The following is a 19,625-nucleotide window of genomic DNA, read 5'->3' on the forward strand; positions in this document are numbered from 1 at the left end:
CGGACGGTAAGGTCTGGCACGTGCGAGTACTCGTCATCGGATCGGGCGGCCGCGAACACGCCCTCGTATTGGGCCTGGACCGCGACCCCTCGGTCACCGACCTGCATGTGGCCCCCGGCAATCCCGGCACTGCAGCTGTGGCCACCAATCATGCGGTCGACATCGTCTCGTCGGACGCCGTGGTGGCGCTGGCCCGGGAGATCGAGGCAGACCTGGTGGTCATCGGCCCCGAGGTCCCCTTGGTGGTGGGCGTTGCGGATGCTCTGCGGGCAGCCGGATTCGCAACCTTCGGACCGGGCGAGCAGGCAGCAAAGATCGAGGGCTCCAAGGCCTTTGCCAAAGACGTGATGGCCGCTGCCGGGGTGCGTACGGCGCACAGCGAGATCGTCGACAGTCCGGCCCGGCTCGATGCCGCCCTCGACCGCTTCGGTCCCACCTGGGTTGTCAAGGACGACGGCCTTGCCGCAGGTAAGGGCGTGGTGGTCACCGCCGACCGCGTTGCCGCCCGCGCCCACGCAGCCGACCTTCTCGAGAGCGGCCACCCGGTGCTGCTCGAGTCGTTCCTCGACGGCCCCGAGGTTTCGTTGTTCTGTCTGGTCGACGGTGAGACGGTGGTTCCACTGTTGCCTGCCCAGGACCACAAGCGGGTCGGTGACGGCGACGCGGGGCCGAACACGGGTGGCATGGGCGCCTATACGCCGTTGCCGTGGCTGCCCGAGGAGATGACCACGCGCATAGTCGACGAGGTCGTCGCGCCGGTCGCAGCTGAGTTGGCCCGTCGCGGTATCCCTTTCTCAGGACTGCTCTATGCCGGCCTGGCCATCGGCGCAGACGGGCCGGCAGTGGTCGAATTCAATTGCCGCTTTGGCGATCCCGAGACCCAAGCCGTTCTGGCTCTCCTCAAGTCGCCGCTGGGCGTTGCCCTCAACGCCACCGCGACAGGGCACCTGGACCAGCTGCCGCCCCTGGAGTGGGAGCCCGGGGCCGCCGTCACCGTGGTGTTGGCAGCCGAGAACTACCCGGGTCGACCTCGCACGGGCGATCCGATCACCGGTGCCGATGCGGAGGGCGTGCTGCACGCCGGTACGGCATCGGTCGAAGGATCAGTGGTCTCCAGTGGCGGACGTGTGCTCAGCGTTGTCGGTGTCGGAGAAGACCTGGCTGCCGCACGGGCCCAGGCTTACGAGCGACTGTCGGGAGTCAAACTGGCGGGTGCGCATTACCGCAGCGACATCGGCCTGGCCGCCGAAGAAGGCCGTATTTCCATTTGACTGGACGAACGCGTGGAATCGGCAGGTGTTCTCGGTCAGCTGAGTGTGAGGTGGCCGGCGTCGTGCAGCAGTCGTTCGGCTGTAGCGAACAATTCCTCCTCGCGTGCAAGGTCGTACGACTCCTCTGAAGAGCGGGTGACGATGCCGCGATCGACGTAGTCTCCGGTGGATGCTTCGACTTCCTGCATCGCGGTTGCGACGAGCAACCGTGCAGCAGTCTCGACCGATGTCGCCAGCGGCGTAATTGTCAGCGCCGGAAGCACATTGCGAGCAAGGAATCGACTGACCGGGTCGGCATGTCGGGCGAGCCCGGTGCCTGGAACGAACCCGGGGTTGTACGAAACGATGTCGACGGCGCCGGGGAGCCGCCGCGCGAACGCGTGGACAAGGTAGATGACGGCCAGTTTGCTGGTGGAGTATGCGGTGCGGCCGGCTTTGGTCGACTCGGCGGCGGGGAAGGCGCCGGGTCGAGCCAGCTGATCGGGGTGCTGCCATGCGGGGGCGGGAACCATGCCGAGATTGTGGTGTAGGTCGCCGAAGTGAGTGTCGCTGGAGGTCACCGTGATTCGCGAACTCGGCCGTAGGTGGTCGCTGAGCACACGGATCAGGAGATGATTGGCCAGAACGTTCACGGCGAAGGTCTCCTCGAGGTCGTCTTCTGTCGCGGTGATCGCGTTGGTGTGCTGGATACCGGCGTTCGCGAGAATGCCACCGAGAGGCGGTATCTCACCGGTCGCGGCCATCGTGCCGATCCGAGTCGCAGCCTCGTGTACTGCCCTCATCGAGGACAGGTCTGCGGTCACTGCGGTTGCGGTGCCGCCACGTCGTCGCACCTCGTCGACGAGTTCTCGGCCCGCCGAACCGCGAGCGAGCAGGACGAGGTGGACGTCAGGGTTCGCGGACGCGATACGCAGTGCGGCCGCCCGGCCGATGCCGCGAGTTGCGCCGGTGAAGACCAGAGAGCTGGGTGACATGGGACTCCAGAGTGTTTGGGTTGAAATGGGACTCCACCAACGTCGCGCAATTTGGCGTGAGCAGCCAGATCATTGATCAACATATGGTCTGGCAGTACCACCTTGAGGCCCTGACCGATCGGCTTCCCCGGTGCACAATGGGTTCGTGGCCGAGGTGCAGGCGGGAGTCGGTGAACTGATCCGTCGATGGCGCGACCGCCTCGACCCGGCATCCTGCGGATTCTCGAAGTCGCCGGCGCGACGAGTGCCTGGAATACGACGCGAAGAGCTGGCCCAACTGGCCGGCGTCTCGGTCGATTATCTGGTCAGGCTCGAGCAGGGACGTGCCACCCATCCGACAGAATCGGTGATCAGTTCGCTGGCGCGGGCCCTCCAACTCAACCGAGCCGAACGTGACCACCTCTATCGCACCGCAGGTCTGCTGCCGCCGGGCGATGCCTTGATCGATGACCACATATCGCCCGGCGTCCACCGCGTTCTCGCTCGCCTGGCTGATCTTCCTGTCGCTGTCTTCACCGCAGATTGGCACCTGATCCGTTGGACCCCGACGTGGGCCGCATTGATCGGTGATCCGTCGGCAGTGCCCGGACCTCTCCGCAATCTTGTCCGCCTCATCTTTGCCGACGTGGACACCGGTGACCTTGTCCACCCGAACAAGTCAACGCTCGGCAGCCACCATCTGGAGTCGGCTTTGGTGGCCGACCTGCGGTCGGCGCAGGTTGTTCATCCTCACGACCCACGATTGAGCCGGTTGATCCGGGACATGCGATTACAGCATCCCCGGTTCGAGGAGCTCTGGCAGCGCGCGGTCGTCGGTGTCCATGCGTCCGATCGGAAGACGATCATTCACCCGGTTGTCGGCGAGATTGTCCTGGATTGCGATGTGCTTCTCGTCCCGGGATCGGATCTGCGACTGGTTCTCTACTCGGCGACCCCGGGTAGTCGCGACAGCGAACTGCTCGAGTTCCTGAAGGTGGTGGAACCGGCCGCCGGAGGCAGCTGACTCGAATCAGGTCAGGCCGCGAGGTTCCGGCCTAAAAACGCGATCTGCCCGGGCAGGACGCCGCGCCAGTATCGGTTGGTGTGTCCGCCGGGTGAGGTGCCGAAGGCCGGTGGTGGACGCAGGCCCGCCATCCATTGCCGGGTGTAGGTGAAGAATTGGTCGCTGGATCCACACTCGATCAGCAGTGGGATCTTCATGAACGAATCTTGCTGCCCGAAAAGCGAATTGGCCTGGTAGTCGGCGGGACTGTCGAACGCTCGTGGTGGGAAGGTGGCGGGGTCACCCCACAGCGCGGGGGAGCTGACGGCGATGGCCGATACCCGTGGTGCGCCCAGCAGGGCGCCGAGGCGCAGTGCGCCGTAGCCGCCCATGGACCAGCCGAAGAATCCGATGCGATCGGTGCGCAGCTGGAGTTCTGGGGTGCCGTCGAGCAGTGGCAGGAACTCGTCGAGCACCATCGCGCCGCCGTCGGTGCCGTCGGCGCGGGGGTGGTAGTAGCTGCGCGCGGCATCCACGGCGGCGAGGGCAAACGGCGCATTGCCCTGGTTCACCCAGTCCTGCATCAGGTTCTGCATCTCCAGGCCCCCGCCGAAAGCTGCCCTCTGGTCGGTGTTCAAGGCGTGCAGCACCACCACCACCGGCAACTCGCCGGTGACGCCGGCCGGCCGTGCGACGATCCAATTGGTCTGACGTCCAAGCATTTTGGCGGAGACGAAGCTTCCACTGAAGATCTCGGCCGTCCCACTCTGCGGAACAGTCGGCGCAGTGGAGGTGGTCTTGGGCTCGTCAGCGCGGGCCGGTTGAGGTGCCACGCGCTTCGACTCGTCACCCGACCCGCACGCTGCCAGCAGCCCCATGGCACCCAGTCCGGCACCCGCAGTGAGCAGGGAACGACGGGGTATCGCCAGATCGGCGAGTCCGGAAGTGCCGTCGTCGTTGCTTCCGGGTCGCTGGAAGCGGTTGCCTGTGGTAGTCATTGCGAGATACACGGTACCTGCGGCCCGACGCCGAGTGACCGTTCGACCCTCTCTGACGCGATGTCGTTTACGGCAGGCGCTAACTTCGACAGATGCGGTCGCAATCGGACAGATCCCAGGTCGAGATGTTCCATGTGATGGACGTGCTGGCAGCGATCGCCAAACGGCGGGCCCGCGGCCTCGACGTCGTGTCGTTGGCCGCCGGTCAGCCTTCGACCCCGGCTCCGGCGCCGGTTCTCGAGGCCACCGCGGCCGCCTTGCATGCTTCTCCGCTGGGCTACACCGAGTCGCTCGGTATCGCGCCGCTGCGCGAGGCGATCGCGGCGCATCACCGCGACACCTATGGAGTGGAGGTGAGTGCGGACGACGTCGTGATCACCACGGGCTCATCCGGTGCATTCACCCTGATCTTCCTTGCTGCATTCGATGCGGGCGACACGGTGGCCATGGCCCGGCCGGGTTATCCGGCATACCGGAACACGCTTTCGGCGCTGGGTTGCCGGGTACTCGAACTCGATTGTGGTCCCGAAACGCGTTTTCAGCCGACGGTCGACATGCTCGAACAACTCGACCGGCCGCCGGCCGGGTTGATCGTCGCCAGCCCGGCGAACCCCACCGGGACGATCCTCGCGCCCGCGGAACTCGCCGATCTTGCCGCCTGGTGCGACGCCCACGGCACCTTGCTCATCTCGGACGAGATCTATCACGGCATCAGTTACGGGCGGCCCACCTCATGCGCATGGGAGACGTCGCGCCAGTCGGTGGTGATGGGTTCGGTGTCGAAATACTTCTGTATGACCGGCTGGCGACTGGGCTGGATGTTGGTGCCCGAACCTCTGCGTCGGCCCGTCGAGCGACTCACGGCCAACATGACCATTTGTCCGCCGACCATCAGCCAGCACGCTGCCGTCGCAGCGTTCACCCCCGACTCACGTGCCGAGCTGGACGGGCACGTGCGGCGTTACGCGCGAAATCGTGAGTTGTTGGTGGGCGGCCTCGCCGCACTCGGCATCACCGACGTGGCACCTCCGGACGGTGCGTTCTACGTGTACGCCGATGTCGGTGCGATCACCGACGATTCGCTGGGCTGGTGTGAAGGCGTGCTCGAGCAGACCGGGGTCGCCATGGCGCCGGGTCTGGACTTCGACACCCGCAAGGGACACCGAACCGTGCGGATGAGTTTCGCCGGCGCGACCGACGAGATCGAGCGGGCACTGCAACTCCTCCGTCCGGTTCTCGGCTGATCCAGCATCACTGAAATCCTTGCCGGAGGTCAGTTTTTTGCCGAAACGATCCCGCCGCCGCGTGCCCTTTGCCACCATGGCGGGGTGAGAGCAGCAGCGACCCCCAAGGGGACGCGCCGAAGGGCGCGATTGATCGCCGCCGCCGGGGAATTGTTTCTGGAAGGCGGTTTTGACGCCGTCCGACATCGGGCGGTGGCCGACCGAGCGCAGCTTCCGCTTGCCTCCACAACGTATTACTTTGCCTCACTTGAGGATTTGGTCGCCGAGGCAGTGGCGTCCGCCTGCGCGAATGATTGCGATGCGATCATCGAGAGGGGCCGGGGGCTGACCCGGCGTCGCCGTGGGGCCGAGGCGACGGCCGAAGTACTTGCCGATGTCTTCATCGGGGAGGACACGTCGCGAGAGCGTCTGACCTGCCGGTTCGAGTCAATTGTTCTCAGTGCGCGGGTGCCGCGACTGCAACAGGTTCTCATCGATCACCGAAACACGTTGCGTAACACCCACTTCGAAGTTCTCGAGAAGTCGGGTCGCAGCACCGATCCCAGTGGGATCGAGCAGTTGATGGCTGTCGAAGACGGTGTGGTGATCGGGGCCCTGGCCGACTCGGTGGAGGACGTGGTCAAGGTGACCCGCACCGCCCTGAGCGAGGTCATCGATCAGCTCGCACCCGTCGCCGCGGTGTGATGCGCCGGTCGTGACCGCCATGTGCGGGGGGCATGGCTGCCATGTCGCATAATGAGGCGTGTCTGAAACGAAATCACCGACCGAGAAACCGCGGGTCTCGAACGTCCTGGCCGGTCGCTATGCGTCGGCAGATCTGGTGCGGTTGTGGTCCGCCGACCACAAGATCGTCCTGGAGCGGCAACTCTGGGTCGCAGTCCTCAAAGCGCAGCAGGAACTCGGCGTCGACGTGCCCGACGAGGCCATCGCCGACTACGAACGTGTGCTCGATCAGATCGACCTGACCTCCATCGCCGACCGTGAACGGGTCACCCGCCACGACGTGAAGGCGCGCATCGAGGAGTTCAACGCTCTCGCCGGCCACGAGCACATCCACAAAGGGATGACCAGCCGCGACCTCACCGAGAACGTCGAGCAATTGCAGATCCTGCGGTCGCTCGAGCACGTACACGCACACGGTGTTGCCACCGCGGCACGCCTGGCCGACCGGGCCGCCCAGTACTCCACGCTGGTGATGGCCGGTCGCAGCCACAATGTCGCGGCGCAGGCCACCACCCTGGGCAAGCGATTTGCATCGGCGGCCGACGAACTGCTCATCGCGCTCACCCGCCTTCGCGAGCTGATCGACCGCTACCCGCTCCGCGGCATCAAGGGCCCGATGGGCACCAGCCAGGACATGCTCGACCTGCTCGACGGAGACGTCGAGAAACTGTCCCGGTTGGAGTCGAAGGTGGCCGACCACCTCGGGTTCTCGAAGTCGCTGACGTCGGTGGGCCAGGTGTACCCGCGGTCCCTCGACCACGACGTGGTCTCGGCGCTGGTCCAGGTGGCTGCCGGCCCCTCGTCGTTGGCTCACACCATCCGCCTGATGGCAGGCCATGAGTTGGTCACCGAGGGTTTCCAGGCAGGGCAGGTCGGCAGTTCGGCGATGCCGCACAAGATGAACACCCGCAGCTGCGAGCGGGTGAACGGGCTCGCCGTGGTGCTCCGCGGCTACGGATCGATGGCTGCGGAACTGGCCGGCGCGCAGTGGAACGAGGGCGACGTGTTCTGTTCGGTGGTGCGCCGTGTGGCATTGCCCGACGCATTCTTCGCCATCGACGGACTGCTCGAGACCTTCCTGACGGTGCTCGCCGAGTTCGGTGCCTACCCGGCGGTGATCGCCAAGGAACTCGACCGGTACCTGCCGTTCCTGGCGACCACCAAGGTCCTCATCGCCTCGGTTCGTGCAGGCGTCGGTCGCGAAGTCGCGCACGAGGCGATCAAGGAAAATGCCGTCGCCGTGGCCCTCGCCATGCGCGAAGACGGTCGCGATCCCGACCTGCTGGACCGACTGGCCGCCGACGACAGGATCCCGCTCGACCGCGCCGGGCTCGACGCCGCGCTGGCCGACAAATCGGCATTCATCGGCGCAGCAGAGCACCAGGTGGCCGACGTCGTCGCTCAGGTGGGCAAACTCGTCGATCAGTATCCCGACGCCGCCGGCTATGCGCCGGCACCTATTCTCTGACCGTTTCGCCTGCTGGTTGGGCAGGCCCTCCGACTTCGTGGAGTTCCTCCGGTTGCAACCGGAGGTTGTGGCTGGAGTCGGAGGTTTTGGCGGGTCCGGGCCGCTGGTTGGGCAGGCCCTCCGACTTCGTAGACCTCCTCCGGTTGCAACCGGAGCTTCTGGCTGGAGTCGGAGGTCTTGCTGTGGGCCCGGTTGCCGGCTGCGCAGGTCCTCCGAACCTCAGCGCGCATCGACCCGAATGCTCCTCCGTAGGGCGACATCGGACCGCTCGAGACGGACGTCTACTCCGCCGCGGTATCGGCGTGCCCGAGGTTCCAATCCGGCACCGCGATGTCTCGCACGAGTTTCTTCAGAGTGACGACGTCCGGAAAACCGTTGTCGCGCTTGCGCTCCCAAATCAGCTGTCCGTCGACTTCGATGGTGAACACGCCGCCTGTACCTGGCACCAGGGTCACCGACCCCAGTTCGGTACCGAAGGTGTTCAGCAATTCCGTTGCCATCCACGATGCCCGGAGTACCCAGTTGCATTGAGTGCAGTAAGTGATGGTGACCGATGCAGCCGATGTGCTCACCGATTCATTGTGGCAGTCTTCGCAGTCGGCGGATACTCGTGCCGACAGCGGTAGCGAGGACCACATGACTTCGGACGGGACGACGACGTGACGGTAGTAGGCCTGGTATTCACCGCGATTGCGGCACTCATCCACGTGTACATCTTCGTGCTCGAATCGTTGCGGTGGACGGCACCGGCAACCCGCACGACCTTCGGAACAACAGCCGAGGAAGCCGAAGCGACCAAGGACATGGCCTTCAATCATGGGTTCTACAACCTGTTCCTGGCGATCGTCACCGCTGTCGGGATCGTGTTGACCCTTCTCGATCACGCCGATGCCGGAGCTGCACTGGTGTTCGCCGGCGCTGGGTCGATGGTTGCCGCGGGTCTCGTTCTGCTGATCTCGTCGCCTGAGAAGGGGCGTTCGGCGCTGATCCAGCTGACGCCGCCGGCAATCGGCGTCGTGGCTCTTGCTGCCGGCCTGGTGTTCTAGCGCCACCCGCCCTGGACGTCGATTGGCGTGCCCGCCCGACTAGCCTGAAAACCATGCGTCCGAGCCTGGAGTCCTACGAACATCTCGCGGCCGGAAAGGTACGTGACCTCTATTCGATCGACGAGCAGACGATGCTGATGGTGGCGTCCGACCGCATCTCTGCCTTTGACCACATCTTGCCCACGCCCATCCCTGACAAGGGGCGGGTTCTCACTGCGATGAGCGTGTACTACTTCGGCGCGTTGGGCGTTCCCAACCACCTGGCGGGCGATCCGACCGACAGTCGCATCCCCGCCGAACTGGTGGGCCGGGCGCTCGTGGTGAAGAAGCTCGACATGCTCCCCGTCGAGTGTGTCGCGCGCGGGTACCTGACCGGGTCCGGCCTCCTCGACTACATCGCCACCGGCTCGGTCTGCGGTATCGCCCTCCCGGAGGGGCTCGAGGAGTCGAGCAGACTCCCCGAACCGATCTTCACCCCCGCGACCAAGGCAGACATCGGCCAGCACGACGAGAACGTCAGCTTCGACGCTGTGGTGGCCACCGTTGGTGAAACGCTCGCGCAAAAGCTCAGAGATCTCACTCTCGACATCTACTCGCGGGGATCTGAGCTGGCGGCAGCGCGTGGAATCGTCCTCGCCGACACCAAGTTCGAGTTCGGCCTCGATGAAGAGGGCACCGTTGTCCTCGCCGACGAGGTCTTGACACCGGACAGTTCGCGGTACTGGGACGCGGCGAACTATCGAGCCGGCATGGTGCAGCCCAGTTTCGACAAACAAATCGTCCGCAACTGGCTCACCGGACCCGACTCCGGGTGGGACCGCGATGCAGACAATCCGCCCCCGCCGTTGCCGGACGACGTCGCGCAACGCACCCGCGACCGCTACATCGAAGCCTACGAACGTATTTCAGGTCTGTCATTTGATGACTGGCCGAAGGGAGAGCAGTGACCGACACCTCGCAGGACGCAGCAGCAGGCGCGCCGCCCGTCGCGAAGAAGATCCCGTTCGAGCGCACACACCACGGAGACACCGTGATCGACCACTACGAGTGGTTGCGCGACAAAGAGGATCCCGAGGTCATCGCGTTCCTCGAACAACAGAACGAGTACACCACCGCGCACACCGCCGAGCTCGCAGATCTCCGTGCGGACATCTACAACGAGATCAAGGGCCGCACCCAGGAAACCGACATGTCGGTGCCGACTCGACGCGGTCAGTTCTGGTACTACGCGCGTACCGAAGAGGGCAAGCAGTACGCACTCAGGGCGCGGTGCCCGATCGCCGGCCCCGACGACTGGACGCCGCCGACGGTCGAGCCCGGTCAGAGTGTGCCGGGAGAGGAGATCCTCCTCGACTCCAACGTGGAGGCCGAGGGCACCGACTTCTTCAGTCTCGGTGCGCTCTCGGTGAGCGAAGACGGCAATCTGCTGGCGTACAGCGTCGACACAGCTGGTGACGAGCGATACACCATGCGGTTCAAGGATCTTCGCACCGGCGAACTGCTCGCCGACGAGATCCGTGACACCGCGCCGGGCGCACTGTGGTCGCTCGATGGCAACCATGTCTTCTATCAGACCGTCGACGAGGCATGGCGGCCCGACACCGTCTGGCGCCACGACCTCGGTGCAGGTACGCCCGACGTCAAGGTGTTCCACGAGCCCGATGAGCAGTACTGGGTGGGGATCGGTGGAACCCGCAGCGACAAGTACCTGATGATCACGCTCGGTTCGAAGATCACCACCGAAGTCCGGATTCTCGACGCTGCCGACCCGACCGGCGAGTTCACCGTGGTGTGGCCCCGTGAAGAGGGAATCGAGTACGGCGTGGAGCATGCCGTGATCGACGGACAGGATCGCTTCCTGATCCTGCACAACAAGAACGCCGAGAACTTCGAATTGCTCGATGCGCCCGTGACCGATCCCACCGACACCCGGGTGCTGGTCCCGCACGACCCGGAGGTCCGGATCGAGGATGTCGACGCCTTCGCCGGCCAGCTGGTCCTGAGCTATCGTCGAGAAGCGTTGCCGCGGTTGTCCATCGCGCAACTCGACGGCAGCGGTACCCCGGAATTCGTCGAGGTCTCGTTCGATGAGGAGCTCTACTCGGCCGGACTCGGCGGCAACCCCGAATGGGCGGCGCCGCGGCTGCGCATCGGGTACACGAGCTTCATCAACCCCACAGAGGTGTTCGATCTCGACGTCGCGACCGGCGAACGGACACTGCTCAAACGTCAGCAGGTGCTCGGCGATTTCGACCCGACCGACTATGAGCAGTACCGTGACTGGGCCACGGCGAGCGACGGCACCAAGATCCCACTCTCGGTGATCCGGCGCCGTGAACACGCCGACGGGCCCGCGCCCACGTTGTTGTACGGATACGGCTCCTATGAATCGAGCAACGACCCAGGGTTCTCGATCTCACGGTTGTCGCTGCTCGACCGCGGCGTCGTGTTTGTCATCGCCCATATCCGCGGTGGTGGTGAGATGGGCCGACATTGGTACGAGACAGGTAAGACCCTCACCAAGAAGAACACCTTCACCGATTTTGTCTCCGCTGCACAACATCTGATCGAGACCGGTGTCACCACCCCCAAGCAGCTGGTCGGTGAGGGCGGCAGCGCCGGCGGCCTGCTGATCGGCGCGGTCGCGAACCTGGCGCCCGAGCTGTTCAACGGCATACTCGCGGTGGTCCCGTTCGTGGATCCGCTGACGTCCATCCTCGATCCGTCGTTGCCCCTCACCGTCATCGAGTGGGACGAGTGGGGAAACCCGTTGGCAGACAAGACGGTCTACGAGTACATGAAGTCATACTCTCCGTATGAGAACGTCGACGCCAAGCCATACCCGCAGATCCTGGCGGTCACCTCGCTCAATGACACTCGCGTCCTCTACACCGAGGCGGCGAAATGGGTTGCCCGGCTGCAAGACAGCACAACCGGAGATGCGCCGATCCTGTTGAAGACCGAGATGAAGGCCGGTCACGGTGGTGTCAGCGGCCGTTACAAGCAGTGGGAAGAAGTCGCCTTCGAGTACGCGTGGGTACTGCGTCAGACAGGAGCTGTCTGAGAACTGGACTGCAACAGAACGGCGCGACCTGGCTGATGCCGGGTCGCGCCGTTTGTTTTGATCTGAACTGCCTGTCAGGCCGAACCGTGCAGTCCGGTGATCAGTGCATGATCACCGGGGTCTTCGCCTCGGTGTCGGCATCGACAGCGTCGTGCACTATCCGCTTGCGCGGCAAGAAGAACGCTGGGATCAGCGTTAGCACGATCAGCCCCACCGAGACTATGAACGTGTCACCGAAGGCTCCGGCGACGTCGCCGCCGCTCTCGACCGCGCCCTTGACGTTGTTGGCCAAGATCACCGAGATGACCGCGGTACCGACCGACCCTGCCGCCTGCTGCACAACGTTCATGAGAGTCGAACCGTCGGGGACCTGAGCCGGATTGAGTGTTGCCAGCGCGGCGGACATGATGGGCATCATCGTCATACCCATGCCGAGGCCCTGCACGAACAGAGCCGCGCCGAGGAGCCAGTACGAGGTGTCGGCGCCGATGAAGATGAAGACGCCGAGTCCGATCGCGATCAGGACGATGCCGGGGATCACCATCTTCCCGGGGCCGTGTTTGTCGGTCAGCCGACCGGCCATCGGCATGGTGAGCATCGCCCCGATGCCCTGAGGTGCGATGAGCAGCCCGGTCAAGAGCGTGGTCTCGCCGCGGACGCCGATGTAGTACTGCGGGAACAGCAGCATCGCGCCGAAGAACGCGATCATGAACAGCGACATGGTCACCACCGACCACGACAACTTGCTGTTGGTAAACAGTCGGAGGTCCAGCAGAGGGTTACGGGCACGCAGGGCATGCACGATGAACCCGGCAACCAGGATTGCTCCGATCACGGCCGGTATCAGCACCTTTGCGGTCATGAAGGTGCCCTCTTCGGTACTCGAGGAGATGCCGTAGAGGAACAGGGCAAGGCCGGGGGACAGCAGGAGGAGTCCGATGAAGTCGAACGTCGGCCGTGATGTCTCGTTGTCCTTGGGCAGGATCCAGTAGGAGTACGCGAACGCGAGTGCACCGATCGGCACGTTGATCAGGAAGATCCAGTGCCAGCTGGCGTACTCGATCAGGGCGCCGCCGATGATCGGTCCGAGGATGGGGCCGAGGAGCATCGGGATTCCGAGCACTGCCATCACCGAGCCGACCCGAGCCGGGCCTGCCGCCTTGGTCAGAATCATCATTCCGACCGGCATCAGCATGCCGCCGCCGAAACCTTGCAGCACCCGGAAGATGACCAGGGTGCCGATACTCCAGGCCAGCGCACACAGCACCGAGCCCAGGACGAACAGCACCAGCGACGTCAGATAGACCTTCTTGGTGCCGAAACGTGCGGCGGCCCAGCTCGACAGCGGGATGACCGCGGCCAGGGCCAGCGTGTAACCGGTCATCGTCCACGCCGAACCGGCCTGGTCGGTGCTGAACTCATCCTGGAATGTGTTCTGCGCCACGGACACAACCGTGGTGTCGAGAATCGACATGATCGCGCCGAGCACGACCACGGCAGCGATCTTGATCACTGCCGGATCGAGCTTGTCGCTCGCACTCGACGTTGTTGACGGTGAGGTCATGGGGTCACTTTCTCGATCGTGTTCGAATGTCTATCGGGCGGCGGCCGAAGTGGCGGCTGCCGAACCCGGTGTGGCAGATCCAATGCGGACGTTGTCGGAGCACATCGGCGTGCTCAGATAGTCGCCGGCAAGGATGGGAAGCAGGGCACTGTTGAGGTCAGCGCGCATGTCGCTCGGGAGTTTCGCGATCACATCACGCACCGAGTCTTCTCGGCGCCGGATGCTCAACGCAACTGCTTTTTCGCCACCTTCGGCCAGCGAGACCCTCTTGATCCGGCGGTCGTGCTCGTCCTCGCGTCTCGACACCATCGAGAGCCCGACCAGCTTGTCGACGGCACGTCCGGCGGCAGCGAGAGATAGGTGGAGCTCGTCCGCCAACTCGTTGACCGACAGCGCATTACCGTGCCGGTTGAGGATCAGCAGAGCCTTGTAGTGCGTGAAACCCAAGTCCGTCTCGATGAGGTCTTCCATCGCGTCGGCGTCGAGCGCGCAGGACAACCGGGTCAGGAACTCGTGCACGGTTCGAAAGGTCTCTTCGACCCCGCCTGATTGTGACACTGGCTAACGGTAACGCCGACGCAACTATTGACACCAGCGCAACCAACTGTGTTTTCGGTTACATGGGCTGCGCCCGACTGCCGCCACCGGAAGCCGTCATCGTCGTAACCTGTGTCAATGACCACCGACATCAAGAACATTCCCCTGCGCACACTGTCCGGCGACTCGACCACTCTCGGAGAGTTCGGCGGCCCCGTCCTCGTGGTGAACGTTGCGAGCAAATGTGGTCTGACGCCGCAGTACGCCGGCCTCGAGAAGTTGGCCGAGAACTACCGCGATCGTGGCCTGACCGTGGTGGGTGTGCCCTGCAATCAGTTCATGGGGCAGGAGCCCGGTACCCCCGAGGAGATCGCCACGTTCTGCTCGACCACCTACGGGGTGACGTTCCCGCTCCTGGAGAAGACCGATGTGAACGGCGACGACCGCCACCCGCTGTACTCCGAACTCACCAAGGCGTCAGATGCTGATGGCGAAGCCGGTGACATCCAGTGGAACTTCGAGAAGTTCCTGCTGAGCGCGGACGGAGAGGTTGTCGGACGTTTCCGTCCGCGTACCGAGCCGGAGGCGACCGAAGTGGTCGAGGCGATCGAGCGCACGCTCGGATAGCGGACGCGTGCTGGGACGGTGGCGGACGTTGTTTTTGCGTGTTGTCCACCTGAGGGCAACCGGCTGACCACCTGCGCCCGCAATACTGGGCGCCGTGGCAGGACAACTGATCGTCTCGGTTTCTGGTATCCGTGACACCACTCTCGGGCAGGTTCAGGCCTTCGCCGATGAGGTGGCCACACGAGACGTGCCGCTGTCGTTCCTCGTCGCGCCTCGCCTCAAGGGCGGCTACCGCCTGGCCGAGGACGTTGATACGTGCGCATGGCTACGCGAACGACGCAGCGGCGACGACGCGATCGTGCTGCACGGGTACAACCAGGTACCCAGCCGCCGTCGGCGAGCCGAGTTCGCCGAACTCGGAGCGCACGAGGCCGGTCTGCGACTGCTGGCCGCTGACAGGATGCTCGAGCAGATCGGGCTACGCACCCGGATCTTCGCCGCTCCCAGGTGGAATGCATCACCAGGCGCCCGCTCTGCCCTGGCCGGTCGCGGCTTCCGCACCAACCTGGGCTTCACCAGTATCGAAGACGTGATGACCGGGACGTCGACCAAGGCGCGAGTCCTCGGTATCGGAGACGGCTTCTCGGCCGAGTCATGGTGGTGCCGGCTCCTCGTCCGCAACACGGTCCGGGTGGCGCGCCGCGGCGGGGTGGTCCGGCTCTCGGTGGCGGCCAAACACCTCGGCGAGCCGGTGACGGGCAAAGCTGTTGTCGACTGCATCGACCTCGCCTTGCTCCACGGCGCGCAGCCGGTGACGTACCGCAACCTCACGTCGACCGCGCTGCGACGGGCCGCCTGAGGTAGGAAGTCGGGCCGAGAGTTCCGGGCCAGTCCGAGCCGGGAACCTCCGGGGCCGGTCCATCAAGCGATTGCCGGTAGAGTGACGGCTGAAAACCGCAGCTGAAGAGGAGCGCCCAAGTGGCTCGAGTGGTAGTTGACGTGATGCCCAAAGCCGAGATCCTGGATCCGCAGGGTCAGGCGATCAGCGGCGCGCTGGGCCGATTGGGGTTCGACGGCATCGCCGACGTACGCCAGGGCAAGCGTTTCGAACTGGAAGTGGACGACTCGGTGGATGACGAAGCGCTCGACCGCATCGCGGCAGAATTGCTGGCAAACACCGTGATCGAGGACTACTCGGTGACCCGGGTGCAGGAGGCCGCATCGTGACGGCCCGCGTGGGGGTCATCACGTTCCCGGGGTCGCTCGACGACATCGATGCCGCGCGCGCGGTGCGCCTGGCCGGTGGTCAGCCGGTGGAACTGTGGCACGGCGACGGCGACCTGCAAGGCGTGGACGCCGTTGTGGTTCCCGGTGGCTTCTCCTACGGCGACTACCTGCGCGCCGGCGCGATCGCCAGGTTTGCTCCCGTGATGGGTGCGCTGGTCGAGGCCGCAGGCAAGGGAATGCCGATTCTTGGCATCTGCAACGGCTTTCAGGTGCTGTGCGAAGCCGGGCTGTTGCCGGGGGCACTCACCCGCAACAACGGACTGCACTTCCTGTGTCGCGACCAATGGCTGAAGGTCGAATCGACCTCGTCGTCGTGGAGCAGTCGTTTCGAGGCGGGCGCAGAGATCCTCATCCCGCTCAAATCGGGTGAAGGCCGTTTCGTCGCGTCCGAGGCAGTGCTCGACGAACTCGAAGGTGAAGGCCGCGTGGTGTTCCGTTACGCCGGCGACAACCCGAATGGCTCGATGCGCGACATCGCCGGGATCGCCAGCGCCAACGGGCGCGTGGTGGGCCTGATGCCGCATCCCGAACACGCCACCGAAGCGCTGACCGGACCGAGTGACGACGGCCTCGGGTTGTTCTACTCCGCTCTTGACGCAGTGCTCACCACGGCCTGAGCAGAACGATGGTGACCACCTCGGCCGACGCGGCCGGACTGGGTAGGTTCGTCGACGCATCGCCATCGCCGTTCCATGTGTGCGACTCGGTGGCCAAGGCGCTGGAGGTAGCGGGTTTTCGCGAGCTGAGCGAAGAGCATCAGTGGCCGAGCAAACCCGGGCGGCACTACGTGATGCGCGGGGGCTCGATCGTCGCCTGGGACAGCAGTGGACCGGGACGCGCTTTCCGGATCGTCGGGGGTCATACCGACAGTCCCAACCTCCGGGTGAAGCAGAACCCCGGCCTCCGCTCGGCCGGCCTGTCGATGGTGGGCCTGGAGAAGTACGGTGGCGCACTGCTCAATTCGTGGCTCGACCGCGATCTGGGCATTTCGGGCCGGTTGGCGATCCGGGACTCGAAAGGGCTCCGCCGCCGGCTGATCAAGATCGACGAACCTGTTCTGCGGGTCCCGCAGCTCGCCATTCACTTGTCCGAGGACCGGGCCGGTGTGACGCTCGACCCGCAGCGGCACGTCAACGGTATCTGGTCGGTGGGTGAGAGCGGCCCCGGTTTCATGGAATGGATTGCCGCACAGGCAGAGGTGGGTGTGGATCAGCTCCTCGGTTGGGAACTGATGACCCACGATCTGGCGCCGAGCCGAGTGGTCGGGGTCAATGACGACCTGCTGAGCGCACCCCGCCTGGACAACCAGGGAACGTGCTACGCCGGTACCCGCGCGCTTGTCGATGTAGTCGAAGGTGGGGTCGGGCAGTACATTCCGATGCTCGCCCTGTTCGACCACGAAGAGGTCGGCAGCGGTTCGGATCGGGGCGCGGCGTCAGAGTTGCTGCCCACGGTGCTCGAACGAATCGTGTTGGCGGGAGGTGGTTCTCGTGAGGACTACCTGCGGTCGATGTCGATGAGTGCGTGCGCCTCCGGTGATATGGCCCATGCCACCCATCCCAATTACCCTGAGCGCCACGAACCGGCACATCAGATCTCCATCAACGGAGGGCCGGTGCTGAAGGTCAACCAGAATCTGCGCTATGCCAGCGATGCCGAAGGCGAAGCGCTGTTCGCGGTGGCCGCGGAGCAGGCCGGCGTACCACTGCAGCGGTACGTGCACCGCGCGGACCTGCCATGCGGGTCCACCATCGGCCCGATCACCGCCACCCGAACCGGTTTGACCACCGTTGATGTCGGTGCCCCGCAGCTCGCGATGCACAGCGCCCGCGAGCTGATGGGAACGGCCGACGTGGGAATGTACTCGGCCGCACTGGCCGCCTTCCTGAACCCCTGACGGCCCAAGTCCTCCGAGTCCGGCCAAATCCTCCGGTTGCAATCGGAGGATGAGGCCGAGGTCGGAGGGTGTGTGACCGGCGAGGTCAGTACTGCGCCAACCAGAACGGGCTGCCCTGGTCGTCGAGGCATTCGGCGGAGATGGCGTAGGACTGCCGTGCGGGGCCTTCGATGACCATGCCGCCGGCAGCGCGAACTCGTTCGACGGCGGTTTCGATGTCATCGACCACCCACATCGGCACCGACAGCGAGTGGTCCTGTCCGCCGGCGATGCCCGTCATTGGGTGGCCGTCGACCACTTCCCAGCCGTCTTCGATCCTCCCGCCGGTGAACTTCCAGCCCAGCACCCGACCATAGAAGTCGCGCCACCGAGAACTGTCCGGGGTGTAGTGGGTCATGTAGGTCAGTTCGCCATGACCCGTGCCGTTCACGGGGGGACGCGGATCATTGCCGCTCGGCCGGTAGACAGCAAAGGTGACTCCCTGGTTGTCCACGGCGTCGAGCAGTTCACCGAAGGGGAGCTGGTGAACGTCGCCGGTGGAACCGCCGGCGGCGGCGATGTCTGCCCGGGCGCCGTCCAGATCGTCAACGGCGTACGCGCACAACATCGTCGGATCACCGGGAACAGAGACGATGCCCAGTCGGTGCGCGAGGTTGGTGACCTGACCGGTCTCCGAATCGAACTCCCAGCCCAGGACCGAATTGTAGAAGCGGGCGGCCCGATCGACGTCGGTGGTCCACAGCGAGCAGTAACCGAGATCGCCGCGTCGGATCCCCTCCGCCGGGCTCCGTTCCGGGACGGTGGACGCGGAAGGTCCCGTCAGCATCCAGCGGTGGCCGAACGGGTCGATGATCGATCCGGTCCGTGATCCGTAGCCTTCGTATGGTTCGCGCTGCACGGTTGCACCACCGTCGGCAGCCCTGCGCACAGCAACATCGGTGTCGGGCACCGGCAACATCAGCGAGACCGAGACAGATTGTGGGGCAGGGGCCTTGAGGCCGAGCTCGGCGAACTCGCCGGCAAGGTAGATGACGCCGCCGCCGATCAGGAGTTCGGCGTGGCCGATCTTTCCGTCGTCCATCACGATCGGCTCACCACGCACTTGCGCACCGAGATGCTCGGTATACCACTCGATGGCTGCGCCGGGGTCGGCGACGGTGAGGTAAGGCAACGCGCCGGGACGCTCGACAACCGAGGGCGTTGCGGGACTGCGAGATTCAGCAATACCGACTGACTCGGCGGAATCGAGAGGTTCGGACAAGACATCTGTTGACATGGTCACTCCTTCGGGTAAGTCCAGCCCACGTTCGAGCCGCGTTCGCAGCCGGCGCGCGAAGTCGGGGTCGGGCGCGACCGGAACATCGTCTGCGGCCAGTGCGGTGAACGGATCGAGGTCTGGGTTCATGACCGGCCTCCTCTCGGTCGCAGCGACGTGGGACTGGGATCGTTGGTGTCGGGATAGGCCGTGCGGAAGGCCCGCTTGGCCCGTGTGAGCAGCGCCTCGGTGGCCGCGACGGTGCGGCCCAACAGCTCCGCGCATTGACCGACCGTGCAGTCGTCGACGTACCGCAGGGTCAACACCGCCCGGTGCGTGGTCGACAACTGGGCGAGGGTGTACTCGGCCATCAACCGGTCCAGGTGGACGTCCCATTCGTCGTCGGCCGGGTCGTCGCGCACCTCGTCGACGGGTGTCGGGGTGCGCTGCATGCGACGCCAGTGGTCTGCCAGTTTGTGTCTGGCGATGCCGATGAGCCATGGGATGGACGGTTCGGGAGCGTCCACACCCCGGGCGCTGTCCATCGCGGCCAGAAACGTCTCTGAGGTGAGATCTTCGGCCACGCTGGTGTCGCGTGTTCGCCGCAGCAGGTACCCGTACACGGCCGGCAGCGCCTCGTCGTACAGGTCGAGCATTGTCCGCCCGGCCGACGGTGGTCCACCGTCCGCCCGATTCGACGTGCTCCCCGCTGTGCCGCTCACATCCTCATAGTCGTCCCGGCGGGGCG

20 protein-coding genes are annotated in these 19,625 nt (G+C 65.0%); 13 read left to right on the plus strand and 7 right to left on the minus strand.

The annotated features are described in order from the left end of the window. Nucleotides 1-20 precede the first annotated feature (20 nt). The gene (gene purD / locus CSW57_RS02860; RefSeq protein ID WP_099381357.1) at nt 21-1,271 is read left to right on the plus strand and encodes a phosphoribosylamine--glycine ligase; all 1,251 of its coding nucleotides are present in this window, start codon (nt 21-23) and stop codon (nt 1,269-1,271) included. A 35-nt stretch (nt 1,272-1,306) separates the two neighbouring features. Here purD and CSW57_RS02865 read toward each other — a convergent pair whose 3' ends face one another. Further along, a complete protein-coding gene (locus tag CSW57_RS02865; RefSeq protein ID WP_099381358.1) occupies nt 1,307-2,245 on the minus strand; it encodes an SDR family NAD(P)-dependent oxidoreductase in 939 nt (312 codons plus the stop codon). A 145-nt stretch (nt 2,246-2,390) separates the two neighbouring features. Between CSW57_RS02865 and CSW57_RS02870 the strand changes: the two genes are divergently transcribed. Continuing rightward, nucleotides 2,391-3,248 carry a helix-turn-helix domain-containing protein gene (locus CSW57_RS02870; protein ID WP_223249002.1) on the plus strand — a complete coding sequence of 286 codons (858 nt, stop codon included), beginning with the start codon at nt 2,391-2,393 and terminating at the stop codon, nt 3,246-3,248. A gap of 11 nt (nt 3,249-3,259) precedes the next feature. Here CSW57_RS02870 and CSW57_RS02875 read toward each other — a convergent pair whose 3' ends face one another. Beyond that, a complete protein-coding gene (locus tag CSW57_RS02875; RefSeq protein WP_370623885.1) occupies nt 3,260-4,225 on the minus strand; it encodes an alpha/beta hydrolase in 966 nt (321 codons plus the stop codon). Between the two features lie 92 nt (nt 4,226-4,317). Here CSW57_RS02875 and CSW57_RS02880 point away from each other — a divergent pair, with 92 nt between their 5' ends. The 3 genes from CSW57_RS02880 (at nt 4,318) to purB (ending at nt 7,660) form a co-directional block, all read left to right on the plus strand. Further along, entirely contained in the window at nt 4,318-5,469 is a 1,152-nt protein-coding gene (locus tag CSW57_RS02880; protein ID WP_099381359.1) for a pyridoxal phosphate-dependent aminotransferase, read from the plus strand. An 84-nt stretch (nt 5,470-5,553) separates the two neighbouring features. Further along, the gene (locus CSW57_RS02885) at nt 5,554-6,153 is read left to right on the plus strand and encodes a TetR/AcrR family transcriptional regulator (protein WP_099381360.1); all 600 of its coding nucleotides are present in this window, start codon (nt 5,554-5,556) and stop codon (nt 6,151-6,153) included. Nucleotides 6,154-6,211: 58 nt separating this feature from the next. Continuing rightward, nucleotides 6,212-7,660 carry an adenylosuccinate lyase gene (gene purB, locus CSW57_RS02890; RefSeq protein ID WP_099381361.1) on the plus strand — a complete coding sequence of 483 codons (1,449 nt, stop codon included), beginning with the start codon at nt 6,212-6,214 and terminating at the stop codon, nt 7,658-7,660. 281 nt (nt 7,661-7,941) lie between these two features. Here purB and CSW57_RS02895 read toward each other — a convergent pair whose 3' ends face one another. After that, nucleotides 7,942-8,232, minus strand: coding sequence for a SelT/SelW/SelH family protein (locus tag CSW57_RS02895; protein ID WP_223249003.1), 291 nt, complete (start codon nt 8,230-8,232; stop codon nt 7,942-7,944). Between the two features lie 87 nt (nt 8,233-8,319). Here CSW57_RS02895 and CSW57_RS02900 point away from each other — a divergent pair, with 87 nt between their 5' ends. The 3 genes from CSW57_RS02900 to CSW57_RS02910 are packed head-to-tail and all read left to right on the plus strand — an operon-like array spanning nt 8,320 to nt 11,770. After that, on the plus strand, nt 8,320-8,706 hold the full coding sequence (locus tag CSW57_RS02900; protein ID WP_099381363.1) for a DUF1304 domain-containing protein: 387 nt from the start codon (nt 8,320-8,322) through the stop codon (nt 8,704-8,706). Between the two features lie 53 nt (nt 8,707-8,759). Further along, nucleotides 8,760-9,653: a phosphoribosylaminoimidazolesuccinocarboxamide synthase gene (locus CSW57_RS02905; RefSeq protein ID WP_099381364.1), complete on the plus strand. Its 894-nt coding sequence runs from the start codon at nt 8,760-8,762 to the stop codon at nt 9,651-9,653. Then, nucleotides 9,650-11,770, plus strand: a complete 2,121-nt coding sequence (locus CSW57_RS02910; RefSeq protein ID WP_099381365.1) for a S9 family peptidase — start codon at nt 9,650-9,652, stop codon at nt 11,768-11,770. Before CSW57_RS02905 ends, CSW57_RS02910 begins: the two co-directional genes overlap by 4 nt. Before the next feature lie 100 nt (nt 11,771-11,870). On the opposite strand, the gene CSW57_RS02915 is transcribed toward CSW57_RS02910, so the two are convergent. Then, nucleotides 11,871-13,334, minus strand: coding sequence for a DHA2 family efflux MFS transporter permease subunit (locus CSW57_RS02915; RefSeq protein ID WP_099381366.1), 1,464 nt, complete (start codon nt 13,332-13,334; stop codon nt 11,871-11,873). A 30-nt stretch (nt 13,335-13,364) separates the two neighbouring features. After that, nucleotides 13,365-13,892 carry a MarR family winged helix-turn-helix transcriptional regulator gene (locus CSW57_RS02920; protein ID WP_223249004.1) on the minus strand — a complete coding sequence of 176 codons (528 nt, stop codon included), beginning with the start codon at nt 13,890-13,892 and terminating at the stop codon, nt 13,365-13,367. Between the two features lie 117 nt (nt 13,893-14,009). Here CSW57_RS02920 and CSW57_RS02925 point away from each other — a divergent pair, with 117 nt between their 5' ends. The 5 genes from CSW57_RS02925 (at nt 14,010) to CSW57_RS02945 (ending at nt 17,622) form a co-directional block, all read left to right on the plus strand. Next, entirely contained in the window at nt 14,010-14,498 is a 489-nt protein-coding gene (locus tag CSW57_RS02925; protein WP_099381367.1) for a glutathione peroxidase, read from the plus strand. Nucleotides 14,499-14,592: 94 nt separating this feature from the next. Further along, entirely contained in the window at nt 14,593-15,297 is a 705-nt protein-coding gene (locus tag CSW57_RS02930; protein ID WP_099381368.1) for a DUF2334 domain-containing protein, read from the plus strand. 119 nt (nt 15,298-15,416) lie between these two features. Then, nucleotides 15,417-15,665: a phosphoribosylformylglycinamidine synthase subunit PurS gene (purS, locus tag CSW57_RS02935; protein ID WP_030173357.1), complete on the plus strand. Its 249-nt coding sequence runs from the start codon at nt 15,417-15,419 to the stop codon at nt 15,663-15,665. Next, nucleotides 15,662-16,342 (plus strand): phosphoribosylformylglycinamidine synthase subunit PurQ, encoded by a 681-nt coding sequence (gene purQ, locus CSW57_RS02940; protein ID WP_099381369.1) that lies wholly within the window; start codon nt 15,662-15,664, stop codon nt 16,340-16,342. Before purS ends, purQ begins: the two co-directional genes overlap by 4 nt. An 8-nt stretch (nt 16,343-16,350) precedes the next feature. After that, complete coding sequence (locus CSW57_RS02945) at nt 16,351-17,622, plus strand: M18 family aminopeptidase (RefSeq protein WP_099381370.1); 1,272 nt, start codon at nt 16,351-16,353, stop codon at nt 17,620-17,622. Between the two features lie 85 nt (nt 17,623-17,707). On the opposite strand, the gene CSW57_RS02950 is transcribed toward CSW57_RS02945, so the two are convergent. Continuing rightward, entirely contained in the window at nt 17,708-19,027 is a 1,320-nt protein-coding gene (locus CSW57_RS02950) for a VOC family protein (protein WP_099381371.1), read from the minus strand. After that, nucleotides 19,024-19,533 (minus strand): RNA polymerase sigma factor, encoded by a 510-nt coding sequence (locus CSW57_RS02955; protein WP_099381372.1) that lies wholly within the window; start codon nt 19,531-19,533, stop codon nt 19,024-19,026. The genes CSW57_RS02950 and CSW57_RS02955 overlap by 4 nt, the downstream gene beginning before the upstream one ends. Nucleotides 19,534-19,625: the final 92 nt, after the last annotated feature.

Source organism: Williamsia muralis (assembly GCF_002735905.1).
Classification (GTDB): Bacteria; Actinomycetota; Actinomycetes; order Mycobacteriales; family Mycobacteriaceae; genus Williamsia; species Williamsia muralis_A.